This window comes from Microtetraspora fusca (assembly GCF_001570365.1).
GTDB classification, from domain to species: domain Bacteria; phylum Actinomycetota; class Actinomycetes; order Streptosporangiales; family Streptosporangiaceae; genus Microtetraspora; species Microtetraspora fusca.
Genome location: NZ_BBYK01000066.1, coordinates 30,725 through 48,095, shown reverse-complemented (window position 1 = coordinate 48,095; position 17,371 = coordinate 30,725). Strand labels below are relative to the sequence as shown.

The 17,371-nt window shown below is 73.0% G+C and carries 7 protein-coding genes; 2 read left to right on the top strand and 5 right to left on the bottom strand.

What is annotated here, in order from left to right; all coding sequences use genetic code 11:
- The first annotated feature begins 240 nt into the window (after positions 1-240).
- Positions 241-5,187, top strand: a complete 4,947-nt coding sequence (locus AWQ68_RS31375; RefSeq protein ID WP_066947367.1) for an Lhr family helicase — start codon at positions 241-243, stop codon at positions 5,185-5,187.
- Positions 5,188-5,237: 50 nt separating this feature from the next.
- On the opposite strand, the gene AWQ68_RS31370 is transcribed toward AWQ68_RS31375, so the two are convergent.
- From AWQ68_RS31370 to AWQ68_RS31350, 5 genes are read right to left on the bottom strand one after another with little or no spacing between them, the layout of a single operon-like run.
- Positions 5,238-6,824 carry a 2-oxo acid dehydrogenase subunit E2 gene (locus AWQ68_RS31370; protein ID WP_066947364.1) on the bottom strand — a complete coding sequence of 529 codons (1,587 nt, stop codon included), beginning with the start codon at positions 6,822-6,824 and terminating at the stop codon, positions 5,238-5,240.
- Positions 6,817-7,851, bottom strand: coding sequence for an alpha-ketoacid dehydrogenase subunit beta (locus tag AWQ68_RS31365; RefSeq protein ID WP_066947361.1), 1,035 nt, complete (start codon positions 7,849-7,851; stop codon positions 6,817-6,819). Before AWQ68_RS31365 ends, AWQ68_RS31370 begins: the two co-directional genes overlap by 8 nt.
- Positions 7,842-8,768, bottom strand: coding sequence for a thiamine pyrophosphate-dependent dehydrogenase E1 component subunit alpha (locus tag AWQ68_RS31360; RefSeq protein ID WP_066947358.1), 927 nt, complete (start codon positions 8,766-8,768; stop codon positions 7,842-7,844). The genes AWQ68_RS31365 and AWQ68_RS31360 overlap by 10 nt, the downstream gene beginning before the upstream one ends.
- Positions 8,765-10,309 (bottom strand): condensation domain-containing protein, encoded by a 1,545-nt coding sequence (locus AWQ68_RS31355; protein WP_066947355.1) that lies wholly within the window; start codon positions 10,307-10,309, stop codon positions 8,765-8,767. The genes AWQ68_RS31360 and AWQ68_RS31355 overlap by 4 nt, the downstream gene beginning before the upstream one ends.
- The gene (locus tag AWQ68_RS31350; protein ID WP_066947352.1) at positions 10,306-11,817 is read right to left on the bottom strand and encodes a class I adenylate-forming enzyme family protein; all 1,512 of its coding nucleotides are present in this window, start codon (positions 11,815-11,817) and stop codon (positions 10,306-10,308) included. The genes AWQ68_RS31355 and AWQ68_RS31350 overlap by 4 nt, the downstream gene beginning before the upstream one ends.
- A 303-nt stretch (positions 11,818-12,120) precedes the next feature.
- Here AWQ68_RS31350 and AWQ68_RS31345 point away from each other — a divergent pair, with 303 nt between their 5' ends.
- Positions 12,121-17,352, top strand: a complete 5,232-nt coding sequence (locus AWQ68_RS31345) for a non-ribosomal peptide synthetase/MFS transporter (RefSeq protein WP_245656263.1) — start codon at positions 12,121-12,123, stop codon at positions 17,350-17,352.
- The last annotated feature ends 19 nt before the right edge of the window (positions 17,353-17,371 follow it).

The following is a 17,371-nucleotide window of genomic DNA, read 5'->3' as shown; positions in this document are numbered from 1 at the left end:
GCCACGACAACGCGCGAACGTCGCTCCGGCGGCCCGGCCGCGCGGGGCACGGATGGATGTGCCAGAGAGACGACCGGGACCCGACCTGACCGCCTTGACCTGACCGCCTTGACCTGACCGCCCGACCCGAGACCTGGAGAAACCGGAGAGCCGGGAGAACCTGGAGACCACCATGCGAGACCGTTCCGCGGTTCCTCTTCGCCCCGGCCGGCCGGGCCCGTACGCCGCCGTGGGTGTCCGATGAACGTGCTCGACCACTTCGGGCCGGTGACCAGGGAGTGGTTCACCGGCGCCTTCGCCGCGCCGACGGCCGCGCAGGAGGGCGCCTGGTCGTCGATCGCGCGCGGCGACAACACGCTGGTCGTCGCTCCGACCGGTTCGGGCAAGACGCTGGCGGCCTTCCTGTGGTCGCTCGACCGGCTCGCCGTCGAGCACGCCGGCGCGACCCCGGAGCCGGACAGAACGCCCGGACGGCTGTGCCGGGTGGTGTACGTCTCCCCGCTCAAGGCCCTGGCCGTCGACGTCGAACGGAACCTGCGCGCGCCGCTCACCGGGATCAGGCAGACCGCCCGTAGGCTCGGCCTCCCCGCGCCGGAGATCTCCGTGGCGATCCGATCGGGTGACACCTCGGCGGAGGACCGGCGCCGCTTCGCGGCCCGGCCCTCGGACATCCTGATCACCACACCCGAGTCGCTGTTCCTCATCCTCACCTCGCAGGCGCGCGAAGCCCTGCGGGGGGTGGAGACGGTCATCGTCGACGAGGTGCACGCGGTCGCGGCCACCAAGCGCGGGGCCCACCTCGCGCTGTCCCTGGAGCGGCTCGACGCGCTGCTGCCCCGTCCCGCGCAGCGCATCGGCCTCTCCGCGACCGTACGCCCGGTGTCCGAGGTGGCGACCTTCCTCGGCGGATCACGCCCCGCCACGGTGGTCCAGCCGCCCTCGGAGAAGGTCATCGAGGTCGATGTGGTCGTCCCGGTCGAGGACATGACGGAGCTGGCGCCTCCTCCTCCCGGCATGGACGGCGAGCCGGCCGAGCACCGGCGGAGCATCTGGCCGCATGTGGAGGAGCACCTGCTCGACCTCATCGAGGCGCACCGGTCCACGATCGTCTTCGCGAACTCCCGCCGCCTCTCGGAGCGGCTCTGCACCCGCCTCAACGAACTGGCGGACGAACGCGCGTCCGCCGAGCCGGCGGCGGGGCCGGGCCGTCCCGGCGGTCCGGGGTCTCCGTGGGGAGAGGGGGCGTCCGCGCCGCCACCGGGTCACGGCGGAGCCATCGACGACGGGACCGCCGGGTCACGGCCCCGTGGCTCTCTCGGCACCCCGGCCGAGATGATGGCGCAGGCCGGGGCGTCCCGCGGCGCGCCCGTCGAGATCGTGCGCGCGCACCACGGCTCGGTGTCGAAGGAGGAGCGGTCCCAGATCGAGGAGGCGCTGAAGTCGGGCCGGCTGCCCGCCGTCGTCGCGACCTCCAGCCTGGAGCTGGGCATCGACATGGGGTCGGTCGATCTCGTCGCGTGCGTGGAGTCGCCTCCGAGCGTGGCCAGCGGCCTGCAGCGCATCGGCCGCGCCGGGCACCAGGTCGGGGCCGTCTCCCGAGGGGTGATCTTCCCGAAGTACCGCGGCGACCTCGTCCAGACGGCGGTCGTCGCCGAACGTATGAGGAGCGGCCAGATCGAGGAGCTGCGCTACCCGCGCAACCCTCTCGACGTGCTGGCCCAGCACATCGTCGCGATGACCGCGCTCGACGAGTGGACGGTGGACTCGCTGGAGGCCCTCGTCAAGAAGGCCGCGCCGTACGCGACGCTGCCCCGGAGCGCGCTTGAGGCGACGCTCGACATGCTCGCGGGGCGCTACCCCAGCGAGGAGTTCGCCGAGCTGCGGCCGCGCATCGTGTGGGACCGGGTGACCGGGACCCTGCGCGGCCGGCCCGGCGCGCAGCGGCTGGCCGTGACCAACGGCGGCACGATCCCCGACCGCGGGCTCTTCGGCGTCTTCCTCGTCGGCGAGCGGGCCTCCCGGGTCGGCGAGCTGGACGAGGAGATGGTCTACGAGTCCCGCGTGGGCGACGTCTTCGTGCTCGGCGCGACGTCCTGGCGCATCGAGGACATCACCGCCGACCGCGTGCTCGTCTCCCCCGCCCCCGGCCAGCCGGGCAAGCTGCCGTTCTGGCACGGTGACGCCCCCGGGCGCCCCGCCGAGCTGGGCCGGGCCATCGGCGCGTTCATCCGGGAGCTGTCCGGCGCGGGGCTCCCGGCCGACGGCGGCCGCAAGCCCAATGAAAAGGACCGGCCGGCGTCGCGTACGGCGGACCGGGACCTGCCGCCGCGACGGCAGGCCGCTGGGAAGGACCGGCCGGCGGTGCCCGCGTCCGGCGCGGGCGGGCAGCCGGAGGCGTCCGCCGCGGCCCGGGTCAGACAGGCCGGGCTGGACGAGTTCGCCACCGGCAACCTGCTGTCCTACCTGGGCGAACAGCGCGAGGCCACCGGATACGTGCCGGACGACCGCACCCTGCTCGTCGAGCGCTTCCACGACGAGCTGGGGGACTGGCGGGTGGTGATCCACTCGCCGTACGGGGCGCGCGTGCACGCGCCGTGGGCGCTCGCCATCGGGCGGCGGCTGCGCGAGCGGTACGGCCTCGACGTGCAGGCGATCCACTCCGACGACGGCATCGTGCTGCGCATCCCGGACACGCTCGACGAGCCGCCCTCGGACGTCGCGGCGTTCGACGCCGACGAGATCGAGCAGATCGTCACCGAGGAGCTCGGCGGCTCGGCCCTGTTCGCCGCCCGCTTCCGTGAGTGCGCCGGGCGCTCCCTGTTGCTGCCCCGCCGTACGCCGGGGCGGCGGACGCCCCTGTGGCAGCAACGCCAGCGCGCCGCGCACCTGCTGGCCGTGGCGAGCAAGTACGCCGGTTTCCCGGTCGTGCTCGAAACCATGCGCGAATGCCTTCAGGACGTCTTCGACGTGCCCGGCCTGGTCCGGCTGATGCGCGACATCGCGGCCCGGCGGGTCCGGCTGGTCGAGGTCGAGACCGCCCAGGCGTCGCCGTTCGCCGCGTCGCTGTTGTTCAACTACGTCGGCGCGTTCATGTACGAGGGCGACGCGCCGCTCGCCGAGCGCCGGGCGCAGGCCCTGGCCCTCGACACCGCGCTGCTCGCCGAGCTGCTCGGCCAGGCGGATCTGCGTGAGCTGCTCGACCCCGACGTGATCGCCGAGGTCGAGCGCGAGCTGGCCCGGCTGGACCGGCCGCTCCGCGATCCCGAGGATCTGGCCGACCTGCTCCGCACCCACGGTCCGCTGCTCGCGCAGGACGTGTCGATCCGCGAGGGCGACCCCGCGTGGCTGACCGAGCTGGAGCGGGCCCGCAGAGCCATCCGGGTGCGCGTGGCGGGCGAGGAGCAGTGGGCCGCGGTCGAGGACGCCTGGCGGCTGCGCGACGCCCTCGGCACCCCACTTCCCGTCGGGATCCCGCAGGAGTTCCTCGACGCTCCGGCCGCCGCCTCGGGTCCCGGCTCCACCGCACGGCCTGATCCGCTGGCCGACCTGATCGCCCGGCACGCCCGAACGCGTGGTCCCTTCCCCGCCGACACGGCCGCCGCCCGGTTCGGGATCGGCGTGGCCGTGGTCGGCGACGCGCTGAGACGCCTGGCCGCGACCGGACGGGTCGTCTCGGGCGAATTCCGCCCCGGCGGGCGCGGCGAGGAGTGGTGCGACGCCGAGGTGCTGCGGATGCTGCGCCGCAGGTCGCTGGCCCGGCTCCGCAAAGAGGTGGAGCCGGTCCCGCCCGAGACGCTGGCCACGTTCCTGCCCACCTGGCACGGCATCGCGCCCGCCCGCCCGTCCCACGAGCACGGCGCCGACGGAGGGCGTCGCGGCGGCCCCGCGCGGGCCATGGACGACCTGGTCAACGCGATCGAGCGGCTCCAGGGGGCGACGGTGCCCGCTTCGGCGCTGGAGACGCTGATCCTGCCCGGCCGGGTGCCGGGCTACTCGCCCGCGCTGCTGGACGAGCTGACCGCGTCCGGCGACGTCATCTGGTCGGGTCAGGGATCGCTGCCGGGCGGCGACGGCTGGGTGTCGCTCTACTTCGCCGACACGGCTCCACTGCTGCTCCCCGAGCCCGCCCAGATCACGATGACGCCGCTGCACGAGGGCATCCTGAGCGTGCTGGGCGGCGGCGGCGCGCTCTTCTTCCGTGAGCTGTCCAACCGGGTCGCGTCCCTGGCGATCGGCGCGGCCGGGCCGGGCGAGGCCGTTCCGGACGACCCGGCCCTGGCCGCGGCGCTGTGGGACCTGGTCTGGTCCGGGCGGGTCACCGGCGACACGCTGGCTCCGCTGCGGGCGGCGCTCGGCTCCGGGCGGCCCGCGCACCGGCCACCGGCGAGCCGTTCGCTCCGCCGCCGGCGCGCGGTGCTGCCGACGCGCAGCGGGCCGCCGACGGTCAGCGGCCGGTGGTGGCCGCTGCCCGCTCCCGCCGACGACGGCACCCAGCGGGCGCACGCGCAGGCCGAGGTCCTGCTCGAACGGCACGGCGTGCTGACGCGGGGCGCGGTGGGCGCGGAACGGCTACCGGGCGGGTTCTCCGCGGTCTACCAGGTACTGCGGGCGTTCGAGGAGAGCGGCCGCTGCCGCCGGGGCTACTTCGTCGAGGGGCTCGGCGGCGCGCAGTTCGCGCTGCCCGGCGCGGTGGACCGGATGCGCGCCATGTCCCCGAGCGGATCCGCCGCGCCGCCCGCCGCCGGAGCCCCCGCGTTGGAGGACCTGTGGACGACCCCGCCGCCGCGCGCGCCCCGGCGCGTGGTCGTGCTGGCCGCCGCCGATCCGGCCAACCCGTACGGCGCGGCGCTGCCCTGGCCCGAGCGGCCCGGCGAGATCACGCACAAGCCGGGCCGCAAGGCGGGCGCGCTGGTGATCCTGGTCGAGGGGCGGCTCGTGCTCTATGTGGAGCGCGGCGGCAAAACGCTGCTCTCCTTCGGCACTGGAGAAGGCGCCGAAGGCGGCCTCGACGGCGACGACCTCCAGTCGGCGGTCGACGCGCTGGCCCAGGCGGTGCGAGACGGGGCGCTGGGCAAGCTCACCGTCGAACGGGCCGACGGGGCGGCGATCATCGACTCGCCTCTGGCGACGGCCCTGGAGGCGGCGGGCTTCCATCCGACGCCCAAGGGCCTGCGCATCCGCGGCTGACGCTCGTCTCGTCCGGAACGCCCCCGATGGGTCCGGACGAGACGAGCCGGTCATGAGACGGCCTTCTCCGGTGCTTCGAGCAGCTCCTTCAAGGCGCGGAGGAACAGCGCCGCGTCCCTGCCGTTGATCAGGCGGTGGTCGTAGGCGAGGCCGATGTTGGCGACGGTGCGGCTCACCACCGCTCCCGCTTCGAGCCGGAGCTCGTCCTGCGGTGCCGTCACGGCGAGGGCGCACGCGTTCCCCGGGAAGATCAGCGGGATCGCGAGCGTGACGTCGCCGTCATGGTGCAGGGTGACCACGATGTCGGCCCCGGCCAGGTCGCTCTCCCGGAAATCTCCGGTGAGGGCGGCCAGGCGATACTTCATGAGCAGGTGCGCGACCTCCCGTACCGGCCGGCGGGCTGCGTCGTGGACGACCGGCACGTACAGGCCCTCGCCGGCGTCGAAGGTGACGCCCACGTTCGGCACCTCCGCCGGCATGGCGTGGCCGTCGTCGACGAGCGTGGCGAAGAACAGCGGGAACGTCGCGTGGAGCCTGGCCACCGCGCACGTCACGAGTTCGGGCAGGCCGACGGGTCGCCTGACCTCCTTCGTCAGCCTGGCCGACAGTTCGAGCGCCGCTCCGACGTCCACCCTCACGACCGCGTACGCCGCCGGAACGGTCTCGTGCGACGTACGGACCGCCCGCGCCACCGCCCGTTGCACCCGCGAGAGCAGGTACGGCACGCCACCGGGGGCCGACCCGGACCCGTCACCGGACGAGGGACCGGACGGCCCTCCGGGCGCGTGGGCGGACGCCCCATGGGGCGGCATATCGGAGGCGTGATCAGCCGCGGGACCGGGCGGCATATCGGAGGCGTGACCAGGCGCGGAACCGGGCGGCCCACCGGAGGCGTGACCCGGCGCGGAACCGGGCGGCCCACCGGAGGCGTGACCCGGCGCGGAACCGGGCGGCCCACCGGAAACGGGCCCGGGAGTGGAACCGGATCTCGGAACGGATGCGGGACCGGGGTGTGCCGGGCGATCGGCCACGAGCCGTTCGATGTCCGCGCGGCGGACGACGGAGACGCCGAGGCGGCGCACCTCCTCCGGATCGATGTCCAGCTCGTCGATCAGCTCCTGCGCGGGCCCGGTGACCAGCGGCCGGTGGGCACTCTGGTCGCCGCGCACGGGCCCCGAGCCCGCCTCCGAGGCGGCGACCACACCGGCCTCCGGCCGCACGGCCGCGGCGAGGCCGAGTGCGTCCGGGCGTCCGTCACGAGGACCCGCGGCGAGGCCGAGTGCGTCCGGGCCTCCGTCACGAGGACCCGCGGCGAGGCCGACGGCATCCGGGCCTCCGCCGCGGGGATTCACGGCGAGGCCGCTCCCGTCAGCCGGGGCATTCGACGCGGGCGAGGGGCGCGTGTTCTCGCGGGTGAGGCGGGCGATCACGGTCCCCGGAGGGCAGTCGGCGTTCACGGGGACGGCCTGCCAGACGAACCCGTCCTCCTCGGCGACCAGTTCCTCCGTGGCCTTCGACGTCTCCAGAACCGCGATCAGGTCGCCTGTCCTGGCCCGCTGCCCGTCCTCGACGAGCCACTCGATTAGAACGTAGGAGCTGTCGTTGCTGTTGAACTTGGGCACCCGGATGTCAGTCACGCAGGGCCTCCAGCACGGCGTCGTAGATGGTGGACTCCCCTACGAGCACGGCGCTCTCCAGGTGGGCGGCGGCGGGGATGACGCTGCCGAGGGAGTTGACCTGCGCCACCGGCCGCCGGAGATCCCGCCACATCAGGCGGTGGATCCGGTGCGCCACCTCGCTCCCCCAGGTGCCGCCCGCGGTCCCCTCTTCCACGACGAGTACGGCTCTCGCCCGGCGCAGCGCGGGCACGAGCCGTCCCGCGCCGACGTCCTGGGCGCCGGAGTCGAAGAGGTCGAAGGGATACAGCCGCGAGGGCACGTACAGGCAGCAGGTGATCTCGTGATCCAGCAGCAGGGCGCGCATCGCGCGGGTCACCCGGTCGACCATGCCGCCGGGCGCGATGATGACGCAGTCGGCCTCCTCGGGGTCGTCCAGGAAGACGCGCGCCACGCCCGGCCCGGTGTCCCCCGCCGGGATCAGGTCGGAGTGGAACGGATCGGGGACGTCGTACATCCTGCGCGTGTAGAGCACCTTGTCCTCGAAGAACACGGACGGCTCGCCCGAGGCCAGCATGGCGCTCATGACCGCCCGGTTGTCGTGGAGCGGCGACATCTCGTAGACGGACAGCCCCGGCACGCCGATGAAGTGCTTCTGCAGGCTCTGACTGTGGGTCGGGCCGTACCCGCGGCCTCCACCCGTCGGGCAGCGGACGACCATCCGCATCGGGACGCGGGAGCCGTACATCGTGCACGACTTGGCGGCGAAGTTGACGATCTGGTCGAAGGCGAGGGCGACGAAGTCGCCGAACATGATCTCCACGATGGCCGCGTCACCGCACAGCGCGAGACCGGCGGCCAGCCCGGTGATGCCCGCCTCGCTGATCGGCGTGCCGAGCACGCGCCCCGGAAACCGGCTGGAGAGGCCCTTTGTGATCTTGAATGCCCCGCCGTACGGGTCGAGGATGTCCTCACCGATGACGTACGCGGTCGGGTCGGCCTCCAGGACGCCGTGGAGGGCCGCGTTGAGATTCTCCGCTACCCGCATGGCTCCCACCTCGACAGCGGGCGCGCGGAGACCTCGCGGACGATCGCGGCCATGCGGTCCCGCTGGATCTCGTCGGCCCGCGCGAACCTGTCGGCGTCGGACTGGGCGTACCGGCGGTACCAGTCGTGCGCCTCGGCCTCCCGTACGGCGTCGTGGGGGCGGGTGTCGTCGCCCTTGCTGTGCGGGCCGAGCCGGTGGGTGGCGAACTCGACGACCAGCGGCCGATTCTCCAACCGCACCTCCGACACAAGAGGCGCCAGCTCGTCCCTGATCACTCCGATGTCGGTGGTGCCGACGCGGTGGTGACGCGCCCCGAACGCCTCGGCGCGGGCGGCGACGGTCCCGGCCATCTGACAGGCCGTCGGGGTGGACTGCGCGATCCCGTTGTTCTCGACGACCACGAGCAACGGGAGCCGCCAGAGCGAGGCGATGTTGAGCGCCTCGTAGACGGCCCCCTCACCCCAGGTGCCGTCGCCGATGAAAGCGCAGGCCAGGGCGCCCGGAGAGGTGTGCTTCAGGTGCAGGGCGACCCCGGTGGCCACCGGCAGGCTCTCCCCTTGGACGCCGGTGGACATGTAGCGATCGCGGTAGACATGCTGGCTGCCGCCCACACCCCGGCAGACGGCCCCTTCCCTGCCCATGATCTCGGCGAGCAGCCCGGCCGGGTCCTCGAACCGGGCGAGGTAATGGCCGTGTCCGCGATGGTTGCTGAAGACGAAGTCGTCCGCCCCGAGCAGCGGCCGGAGGGAGACGGGCACGTACTCCTGGCCGAGGCAGGTGTGCGTGGTGCCGGCGAGCAGGCCCTGGCCGAAGAGGTCGAGCAGCGCCAGTTCGAAGTGCCTGATCAGAAGCAGCAGGTCGAGATCGCCGTCGTCCGGGAGCGGCGGGCGGGCGAGTACGGCGGACTGCTCGGTCACCGGCCGCCGTCCACGCCGACCGGCTCCTCGCTCGCGGCGTCCTCGATGCTCCGCAGCACGCCCGCGATGGTGGGCGTGTCGAAGAAGACGTCGAGCGACACCTCGATGCCCAGGCGCTTGCGCATGCGGGCGATGATCTGGGTGATCGTCAACGAGTGGCCGCCCAGGTCGAAGAGGTCCTCGTCGTCGCCGATCTCGTCGAGGCCGAGCACCTCCCGCCAGATGGCTCTGATCTCGTCGGCCGGGCCGGACGCTCCGGTGTGGACCGCGCTCGAGGGTACGCGGCTGTCACCCGAGAAGGTCGGTCGGTCGCCCGTCAGGATGTCTCCGATGACGGAGTCCGGATTATTCATGATCGCAGTCAGGTCCTTCGCTATCTGGGTGACTCCCGCGACCGCGCGCGGGTCGTACTGCATGATCACGTCGAGCCCCTCGGGGCCGTCGACGGCCTGAATGTGCAGGACACTGCGGACGGAACCGTTGAAGACCGCCCAGTCGACCGCCGTCCGCAGCCCGGCGAACCGGGGCTCCGGTCCCCGCCTTCGGTAGCTCAGGGAGATCGGCGCCAGCGCCGTACGGGGCCGGAGCCCGCGTACGGCCCGGGCCAGGGGCACCGGCCGGAACCGGTACATCAGCCGCAGCTCCGCGTGGAGCAGTGCGGCGAGTTCGGCGACGGTGGCGCGCGGCGACGGCGCCGACGCCACCGGCAGCTCGTTGACGAAGAGGCCGATGTGGTCGCGCGCCTCCGGCGTCCGTGTGGACATGTCCACCGCGCACACCGGCTCCTCGTTCCCGTACGCGTACAGCAGCGCGTGGACGGAAGCGAGGAGGAGCTCGAAACGCGAGACCTTCGCCGCCCCGGCCGGGCCGTCGGCGAGGGGGCCGGGCACGCGGAAAGTGTGGACCGCCCCCTGCGCCGCGCCCCGCGACCGCGCCGTCCCGTCCGGCGGACACGACAGGCCGGGCAGGAGCACCTCTCCGGGTTCGCGCCAGCGTTCCCGCCAGAACTCGCGGGCGTCCACGAGCAGTCTCTCCATCCGCGCGCGCTCCGTCGCCGCGTGGTCGGCGTACGTCCCGCTCGGTGGGGAGATCGGGTCTCCGTTGTAGAGCGCGGCCAGGTCGCGGAGCAGGACGTCCTTGGACTCGCCGTCGAAGACCAGATGATGCGCCACGATGATCAGAACGTGCCGGGCGGGCGCGACCCGGACGAGCCGGAACCGGACCAGCGGCCCCGCCTCGACGTCGAACGGCCGCCGGATCTCCTCGCGGACGAGCTCGTCGAGGTCTCCGGAGAGGCTCACATCGATGCTCGGGGGCAGGCCGGGCACCTCCACCGGCACGCCGTCGTGCTCGCGGATCGCGGTGGCCAGGACGGGATGGCGGTCGGCCAGCGCCTCACACGCCTCGATCAACCGGGGGGCGTCCAGATGCCCCTCGAAGGTCACCAGCAGCGGCATCCGGTACGCCGTACCCGCCCGGCCCATGCGCTCGGTGATCCATATGCCGACCTGGGCGGGCGACGCCGATACCGGGACGTTCATGTGCGCGCCCGCAGGGCCCGCTTGTCCACCTTGCCGCCGGCGTTCCTGGGCAGGGCGTCCATGGTGGCGATCTGGGACGGGATCTCGTGCCGGGCCAGCCGTTCCGCCAGGAAGGCGCGCAGCGCCGCGAGGGACACTTCGCCGTCGTCCGGCGCGCCCTCGTGCCGCCCGTCGGCCTCGTCCGTGCCGAGGCCCCCTCCGATCGCCTGGTCCGGCCCGGGAGAGCGCAGAACGACGGCCGCCGCCACGGCCATGCCGAGCACGGGGTGCGGGACTCCGTACGCGGCGGCCTCCGCCACGGCCGGGTGGGCGTGCAGCGCCTCCTCGACCTTGAGCGTGGAGACCTTGAACGCCCCCGACTTGATCACGTCGCTCTCCCTGTCGACCAGGTAGAGGTAACCGTCCTCGTCGATGTAGCCGAGGTCGCCCATCCGGATCCAGCCGCCCCGGAAGACGTCGGAGGCCGCGTCGGTGTCGTTGTAGTACGAGCGGGGCGCGGCCGGCGAGCGCATCCACACCTCGCCGGTCTCTCCCGCGCGAACCGCCTCTCCCTCCGGCGAGGCGATCCGTACGGCGCCGCCCGCCGCCGCCCTGCCGACGGACCCCGGCCGCTCCGGGTCGACGATCATGATGGTCTGGGCGGGCGCGGCCTCGGTCGAGGTGTAGTAGTTCGCGATCGTCGCGTTGGGGAACATCCCCGCCAGCCTGGTGGCGACCGCCGCCGGCAGCGGCGCCGCGGCGGACCCGAGCAGCTGGACACTCGACAGGTCGTGGTCCTCGCGACGGCCCAGCAGCTCCACGGCCATCGCCGGGACCAGGAACACCGTGCCCGCACGGTGGTCCGCGATGAGCCGGGCGAAACGATCGGGTGTGAACCGGGGCAGGGTGACCACGGCCGGATGCGCGTTGAGCGCGTTGACGAGCATCATCTGCCCCGCGTTCGTCCCGATCGGGAAGGCGTGGACCAGGTGCCGCGAATGGGCGAACATCCGCATCCCGGGGCGGCGTGGATTGAGCACGGCGCCGAAGGCGAGGTTGGCGTGCGTGGCGGCGACGCCCTTGGCCGTGCCCGTGGTGCCCGAGGTGTAGAGGATCTGCGCGACGGCATCCGGGTCGTTCGGCAGACCGGGAGGCTCGGCCGAGGCCCGGGGCAGGTCGGCGAGTTCACCGATCGTCATGGAGATCGAGCAGTGCGCCGCGATCCGCGCGACCTCCGCCGCCGGTGTGCGGTCCGCGAGGGGCACGGCCACCGCCCCGGCCTTGAGCACTCCCAAGAACGCGATCGCGTAGTCGATCCAGCGCCCGGCGGGGAAGATCAGGCCGATCCGCTCTCCGCGTCCGATCCCCATGGAGAGCAGCGCGTTGGCGACCTCGTTCGAGCGCCGCTCCCACTCCTCGAAGGTCAACTCGCCGGCTCCGTGAACGATCATGGCGACCTTCCCGGGCTCCGCGGCGGCCCGGGCCGCGAGCAGAGCGGGAAGCACCGGCGTTTCGAGCGCGGTCTTCACAGAACGACTCCGAAAGATCGATGAATGGTTCTCAGCCCCCGACCGGTCCGGCGCGTTACTGGAAAGATTCTTTCCAGTTATCTCGGGACCGGATTCTGACACGGCGACGCGACGGCCGACAAGGGGGGCGATCAGATCGCCTGACCACCGGCCGCACCGCAGCCCAAGGGGTTGTGGCCGACCGGATCTGATGCCACACTTGACCACCCGATAACTGCAAAGAAACTTTCCTATTCTCTGTCAGCCGACATCCGCCTCGGCCGTTTCGGGCTGCGGTCATCCGATCCGTTGGAGGCGTACGCCTTGACGCTTGCCATCTCCGACATCCCGCTGTCCCTCGGGCAGGAGCGGCTCTGGTTCCTGCACGAGCTGAACCCGGGCGACGCCTCCTACAACATCTGCGTCACCGAACGACTGCGCGGGCCGCTCGACCCTGCCGCGCTGGAGCACGCCCTCGGCGCGGTCGTACGGCGCCACGACGTGCTGCGGACCCGCTACCCCGCGGTGGACGGGCGCCCCGTACAGGTGGTCGAGGACAGCGTCCCCGCGCTGGAGCACGTCACCGCCCCGGACGAGGAGCGGGCGGCGGAGCTGGTCGCCGAGCTGACCAACCGGCCGTTCGACCTCGCACGCGGCCCGGTGATCCGGGCGCGCCTGATCACGCTCGGCGACACGGGCGTGGCGGCCGGGGCCGAGCACATCCTCGTCATCGTCCTCCACCACATCGCGGGCGACGGATGGTCGCTCGGGGTGCTGTTCCGCGAGCTGGCGGCCCATTACGCGGCCTTCCTGGACGGCACGCCGCCCGCCGTCCCCGACCTGCCGATCCGGTACGCCGACCACGCGATCCGCCAGCGCGCCGCGGACGACGTCCGGCAGCGCGACCGCTCCCTGGAGTACTGGAAGGGACGGCTGGCCGGGGTGCCGGTCCTCGCCCTGCCCGCCGACCGGCCGCGCCCCCGGGTGAGGAGCTCGCGGGGCGAGTGCGTCACCCTCCGGCTGCCCGCCTCCCTGGCCGAGGGGCTCACGCGGCTCGCGCGAGCCCAGCGGGTCACGCCGTTCATGTTGCTGCTCGCCGCCTTCCAGACGCAGCTCTCGCGGTACTCGGGCCAGACGGATTTCTGCGTCGGCTCCCCGGTGGCCGCGCGCGAGGACGAGGAGACCGAGCACCTGATCGGCTTCTTCCTCAACACCCTCGCCATCAGGGCCGACCTCTCCGGCGACCCCACCTTCCGTGAGCTGCTCCGCCGTACCCGCTCGACCGTGGTGGAGGCGCTGGTCCACCAGGACACGCCGTTCGATCGGCTGGTCAGCGAGCTCGGCGTCGAGCGCGACCTGAGCCGGACCCCGGTCTTCCAGACGCAGTTCAGCCTGCGCAACGAGACGAACGACCGCCTGAACCTCGCGGGGGTCGTCGCCGAGCGGTACGACCCCGGTTTCCGGCAGGCGAAGTTCGACCTATCGCTGGAGATCGTCCCGTCCGGGGACGCTTTCGACGCGTTCTTCGTCTACAGCGCCGACCTCTTCCACCGCGAGACCGTGGAGCGGTTCGCCGCCAACTTCGCGACCCTGCTGCGGTCCGTGACCGCCGATCCCGACACGCGGGTCTCCGAGCTGGAGTTGCTCGCGCCCGCCGAGCACACGCTTCTTGAGGGATGGAGCCGCTGCCCCGGCGTCCCCGAACCGCCCGCGCCGACGCTTCCCGAGATGGTCGCCGCGACGGCTCGCCGCTCTCCCACCGCCGTGGCGGTGCGGTACGGCGCGGACGAGCTGACCTACGCCGAGCTGGAGGAGCGGGCCGGAGGGCTGGCGGGCCGGCTCAGGGATCTCGGCGTCGGCCCCGACGTCCTCGTCGGGATCCGCCTGGAGCAGTCCCTCGACCAGGCCGTGGCCATCCTCGCCGTGCTGAAGGCGGGCGGCGCGTACGTGCCGCTCGACCCGGAACAGCCCGGAGAACGCCTGCGGCACATGCTCGACGGCGTGGCCGTGCTGATCTCCAGGACCGGCGGCGTCCAGGAGGGCCTCGAGACCCCGCCCGAATTCGCCGGCCCCGTGGTCGACCCGGGTGAGACCGGCGCGGGTGACGCCGGCGCGCCTCCCTCCCCCGACGATCTCGCCTATGTGATCTACACGTCCGGATCGACCGGACGGCCGAAGGGCGTGGCCGTACAGCACCGGCAGGTCATGAACTACCTGGCCGACGTACGGGACCGGTTCGGCGTCGCCGAGGGCGGCAGCTTCGCCCTGCTCCAGTCGCTCACCTTCGACTTCGGCATGACCGTGTTCTACCTGGCGCTCATGACCGGGGGCACGCTGCACCTGCTGCCGTCGCGGATCTCCGCCCCGGAGCTGGCCGCGCGCATGCCGGAGATCGACGTTCTCAAGATGACGCCCTCGCACCTCGGCGCGCTGGCGGCCGACGTCTCCGCGCGGGACCTCCTTCCCCGGCGCCTGCTGATCCTGGGCGGCGAGGGGTCGAGCTGGGAATGGGCGCGCGATCTGGCCGCGCTCGGCGCCTGCCGGGTGGTCAACCACTACGGCCCGACCGAGGCGACCATCGGCGTCACCACGTACGACGTCGAGGCGGACGCCGAGCCGGCCGGGCCGATCACCCCGATCGGACGGCCCCTCGGCCACGCGCGCGCCTTCGTCCTCGACACGCACCTGCGACCGGTTCCGGTCGGCGTGCCCGGCGAACTTTGCGTCGGCGGCGACCGGCTGGCCCGCGGATACCTCGGCCGGCCCGATCTCACCGCCGAGGCGTTCGTCGAGTCGGAACGGCATGGGCGGATCTACCGGACCGGCGACCTGGCCCGGTGGCTGCCGGACGGCACCCTCGAATTCCTCGGCCGCCGCGACCTGCAGGTGAAGATCCGCGGTTACCGGGTCGAGCTCGGCGAGGTGGACGAGGCGCTGCGGCGGTGCCGGGGCGTCGGCCACGCGGTGACCGACACCCGGCACGGCGAGCTGGTCGCGTACCTGGTGGCCGAGGACGGCGCCGCGGCGGCGGACCTGCCGGGCGTCGCCGAGCTGCGCCGCGACCTCGGCGCGCGGCTGCCCGACTACATGGTGCCGACCCGCTACACCTGGCTCGACACGCTTCCGCTGAAGGGACACGGCAAGGTCGATCGGGCCGCGCTGCCCGATCCGGAGGGCGACCGTCCGGACCAGGAGGTCCCGTTCGAACCCCCGGCCGACCCGATCGAGGAGATCATCGCTGCAGCGTGGTGTGAGGTGCTCGGCCTGCGGCGGGTGGGCGTGCTCGACGACTTCTTCGATCTCGGCGGCCATTCGCTGCTGGCCACCCGTGTCGTGGCCCGGCTGCGTCGCGAGCTGCCGCCGGGAAGTCATCCGATCGCCCTCATGGACCTCTTCCAGCGGACCACCGTCCGCGAGCTGGCCGAGCTCGCGAGGAGCGGCGGCGGCCCGCGCGGCCTGCTGTACGAGCTGACCCCGCCGCGCGCGGGGCGCGTCGCCTCGACCCTGGTCTGCGTGCCGTACGGCGGGGGGAGCGCGGTCGTCTACCAGCCGCTCGCCGACGCGCTGCCGGAGACGTGGGCCCTGTTCTCGGTCGCCGTCCCGGGGCACGATCTCGGGCTGGCCGAGGACCCGCGTCCGCTGGAGGAGGTCGCGGAGCGATGCGTCGCGGAGATCGCGGAGAAGGTGACCGGTCCGCTCGTGCTGTACGGCCACTGCGGGGTCGGCGGCGCGCTGACCGTCGAGATCGCCCGGCGGCTGGAAGCGGCGGGGCGGGCGGTGGAGGCGATCTACCTGGGCGGCGTCTTCCCGTTCGCCCGTCCGGTGAAGGGGCTGCTGGGGCGGTGGGCCGCGCTGACCCGGCTGGAGCGGCTGCGCAGCGACCGCGCGGACGTCAACTGGCTGACCGCGCTCGGCGCCGACCTGTCGGACCTGAACGACGAGCAGAAGGCGTTCGTTGTCCGGAACATGCGGCGCGACGCCCGCGCGGCCGAGGACTACTTCACCCGGCTGATCGACGAGGGCACGGACCGGCTGTCCGCGCCGATCATCTCGGTGGTCGGCGAGTACGACCCGGCGACGGACTACTACGAGGAGCGCTATCGGGAATGGGGCTTCCTCACTGACACGACCGCCCTGGTCGTCCTGGACGAAGGCGGCCACTATTTCCTGAAATATCGGGCGAGTGAGCTGGCGGCCGCCGTCACCTCCACCCATGCGCGGCTCTCAGAGAGCGACACCCCAAGCAGCACAGAGCGGGACGCTCAGACCAAAACGAACACCAGCGGGCAAACCGCCGGACCCGACCCCTCGGTGCGCCGGTTCCTCGCGGTCGCCCTCGGCCAGATGGCCTGCCTGATCGGCTCCACGCTGACCGAGTTCGCCATCCCGGTGTGGGCGTACCTCAAGACCGGCTCCATGTCGCAGTACGCCGTGCTCCAGATCCTCGCCGTGATCCCGGGCATCCTGGCCGCACCCCTCGCGGGCGCGATCGTGGACCGGTCGAGCCGCCGCACGGTGATGATCATCGGGAACGCGGCCGCGCTCACGATCCAGACGACCGCCGCGCTGCTCCTGTGGGCCGGCCAACTCGGCACCTGGCCCCTGTACGCCCTGCTCACCGCGTTGTCGGTCGCGTTGACCTTCCAGCGGCTGGCGTTCACGTCGGCCGTGCCGCAGATCGTGCCGAAGCGGTATCTCGGGCACGCGAACGGCGTCGCGCAGACCACCCTCGGCGTCGCGCAGTTCATCGCGCCGCTCGCCGCCGTGGGCCTGCTGTCGGCCGCGGGGCTGGAGGGCATCCTCGTCCTCGACGTGGCGGGACACGTGTTCACGCTGGTCGTCCTCGCGCTCGTGGCCTTCCCCGCGACGATGGCGCACCGCCGCAGGGAGAGCGTCGGCCGGGAGATCGCGGAGGGGTTCCGGCTGTCGATGGGCAACCGGAGCTTCCGCGCCATGGTGATCTTCTTCGCCCTGCTGTCGCTCGGCCTCTCGCCGGTGTTCATGATGTACTCGCCCCTCGTGTTGTCCTTCGGCACGCTGGCCGACGCGGGCGTGATCGCGGTCGTCGCGGGCGCGGGAGCGGTGGCCGGCGGCCTGACGATGGCCCTCTGGGGCGGCCCCGCCCACGGGCGGATGCGCGCGATGCTGCTGACCACGGCGTTGATCGCCGCGTCCTGCCTGGTCGTGGGGCTCGACACCTCGCTGGTCCTGATCGGCGTGGGCGCCTTCGGGGTGTCGTACGGCCTGGCCCTGGTCAACGGCGTCTACGCGACGATCATCCAGGTGAAGGTGCCGCAGCGGTTCCACGGCCGGGTGTTCGCTCTCAACCAGATGGTCGCCTGGTCCACGATCCCGCTGGGGGTCGGCGTGATCGCCCCGCTCGGCACCCGGCTGCTCGGCGACATCGGCGCGATGTACCTGGTGTTCGCCGTGTACATCGCCGCCATCACACTCGGCGCGCTCCGCACCCGCGTCCTGGCCCGCTTCGATGCCGATGTGCCGGACGCCACCCCCGACGACCTCGTCGGACTCGAACGGCGATCGCGCACGGCATGAGAAGCACCGGGATCCCCGC

What these genes read in the sequence shown, in the direction of transcription:
- AWQ68_RS31375 (WP_066947367.1), top strand. Translation starts at nt 241, where the DNA reads ATGAACGTGCTCGACCACTTCGGGCCGGTGACCAGGGAGTGGTTCACC.
- AWQ68_RS31365 (WP_066947361.1), bottom strand. Translation starts at nt 7,851, where the DNA reads ATGCGGGTAGCGGAGAATCTCAACGCGGCCCTCCACGGCGTCCTGGAG.
- AWQ68_RS31355 (WP_066947355.1), bottom strand. Translation starts at nt 10,309, where the DNA reads ATGAACGTCCCGGTATCGGCGTCGCCCGCCCAGGTCGGCATATGGATC.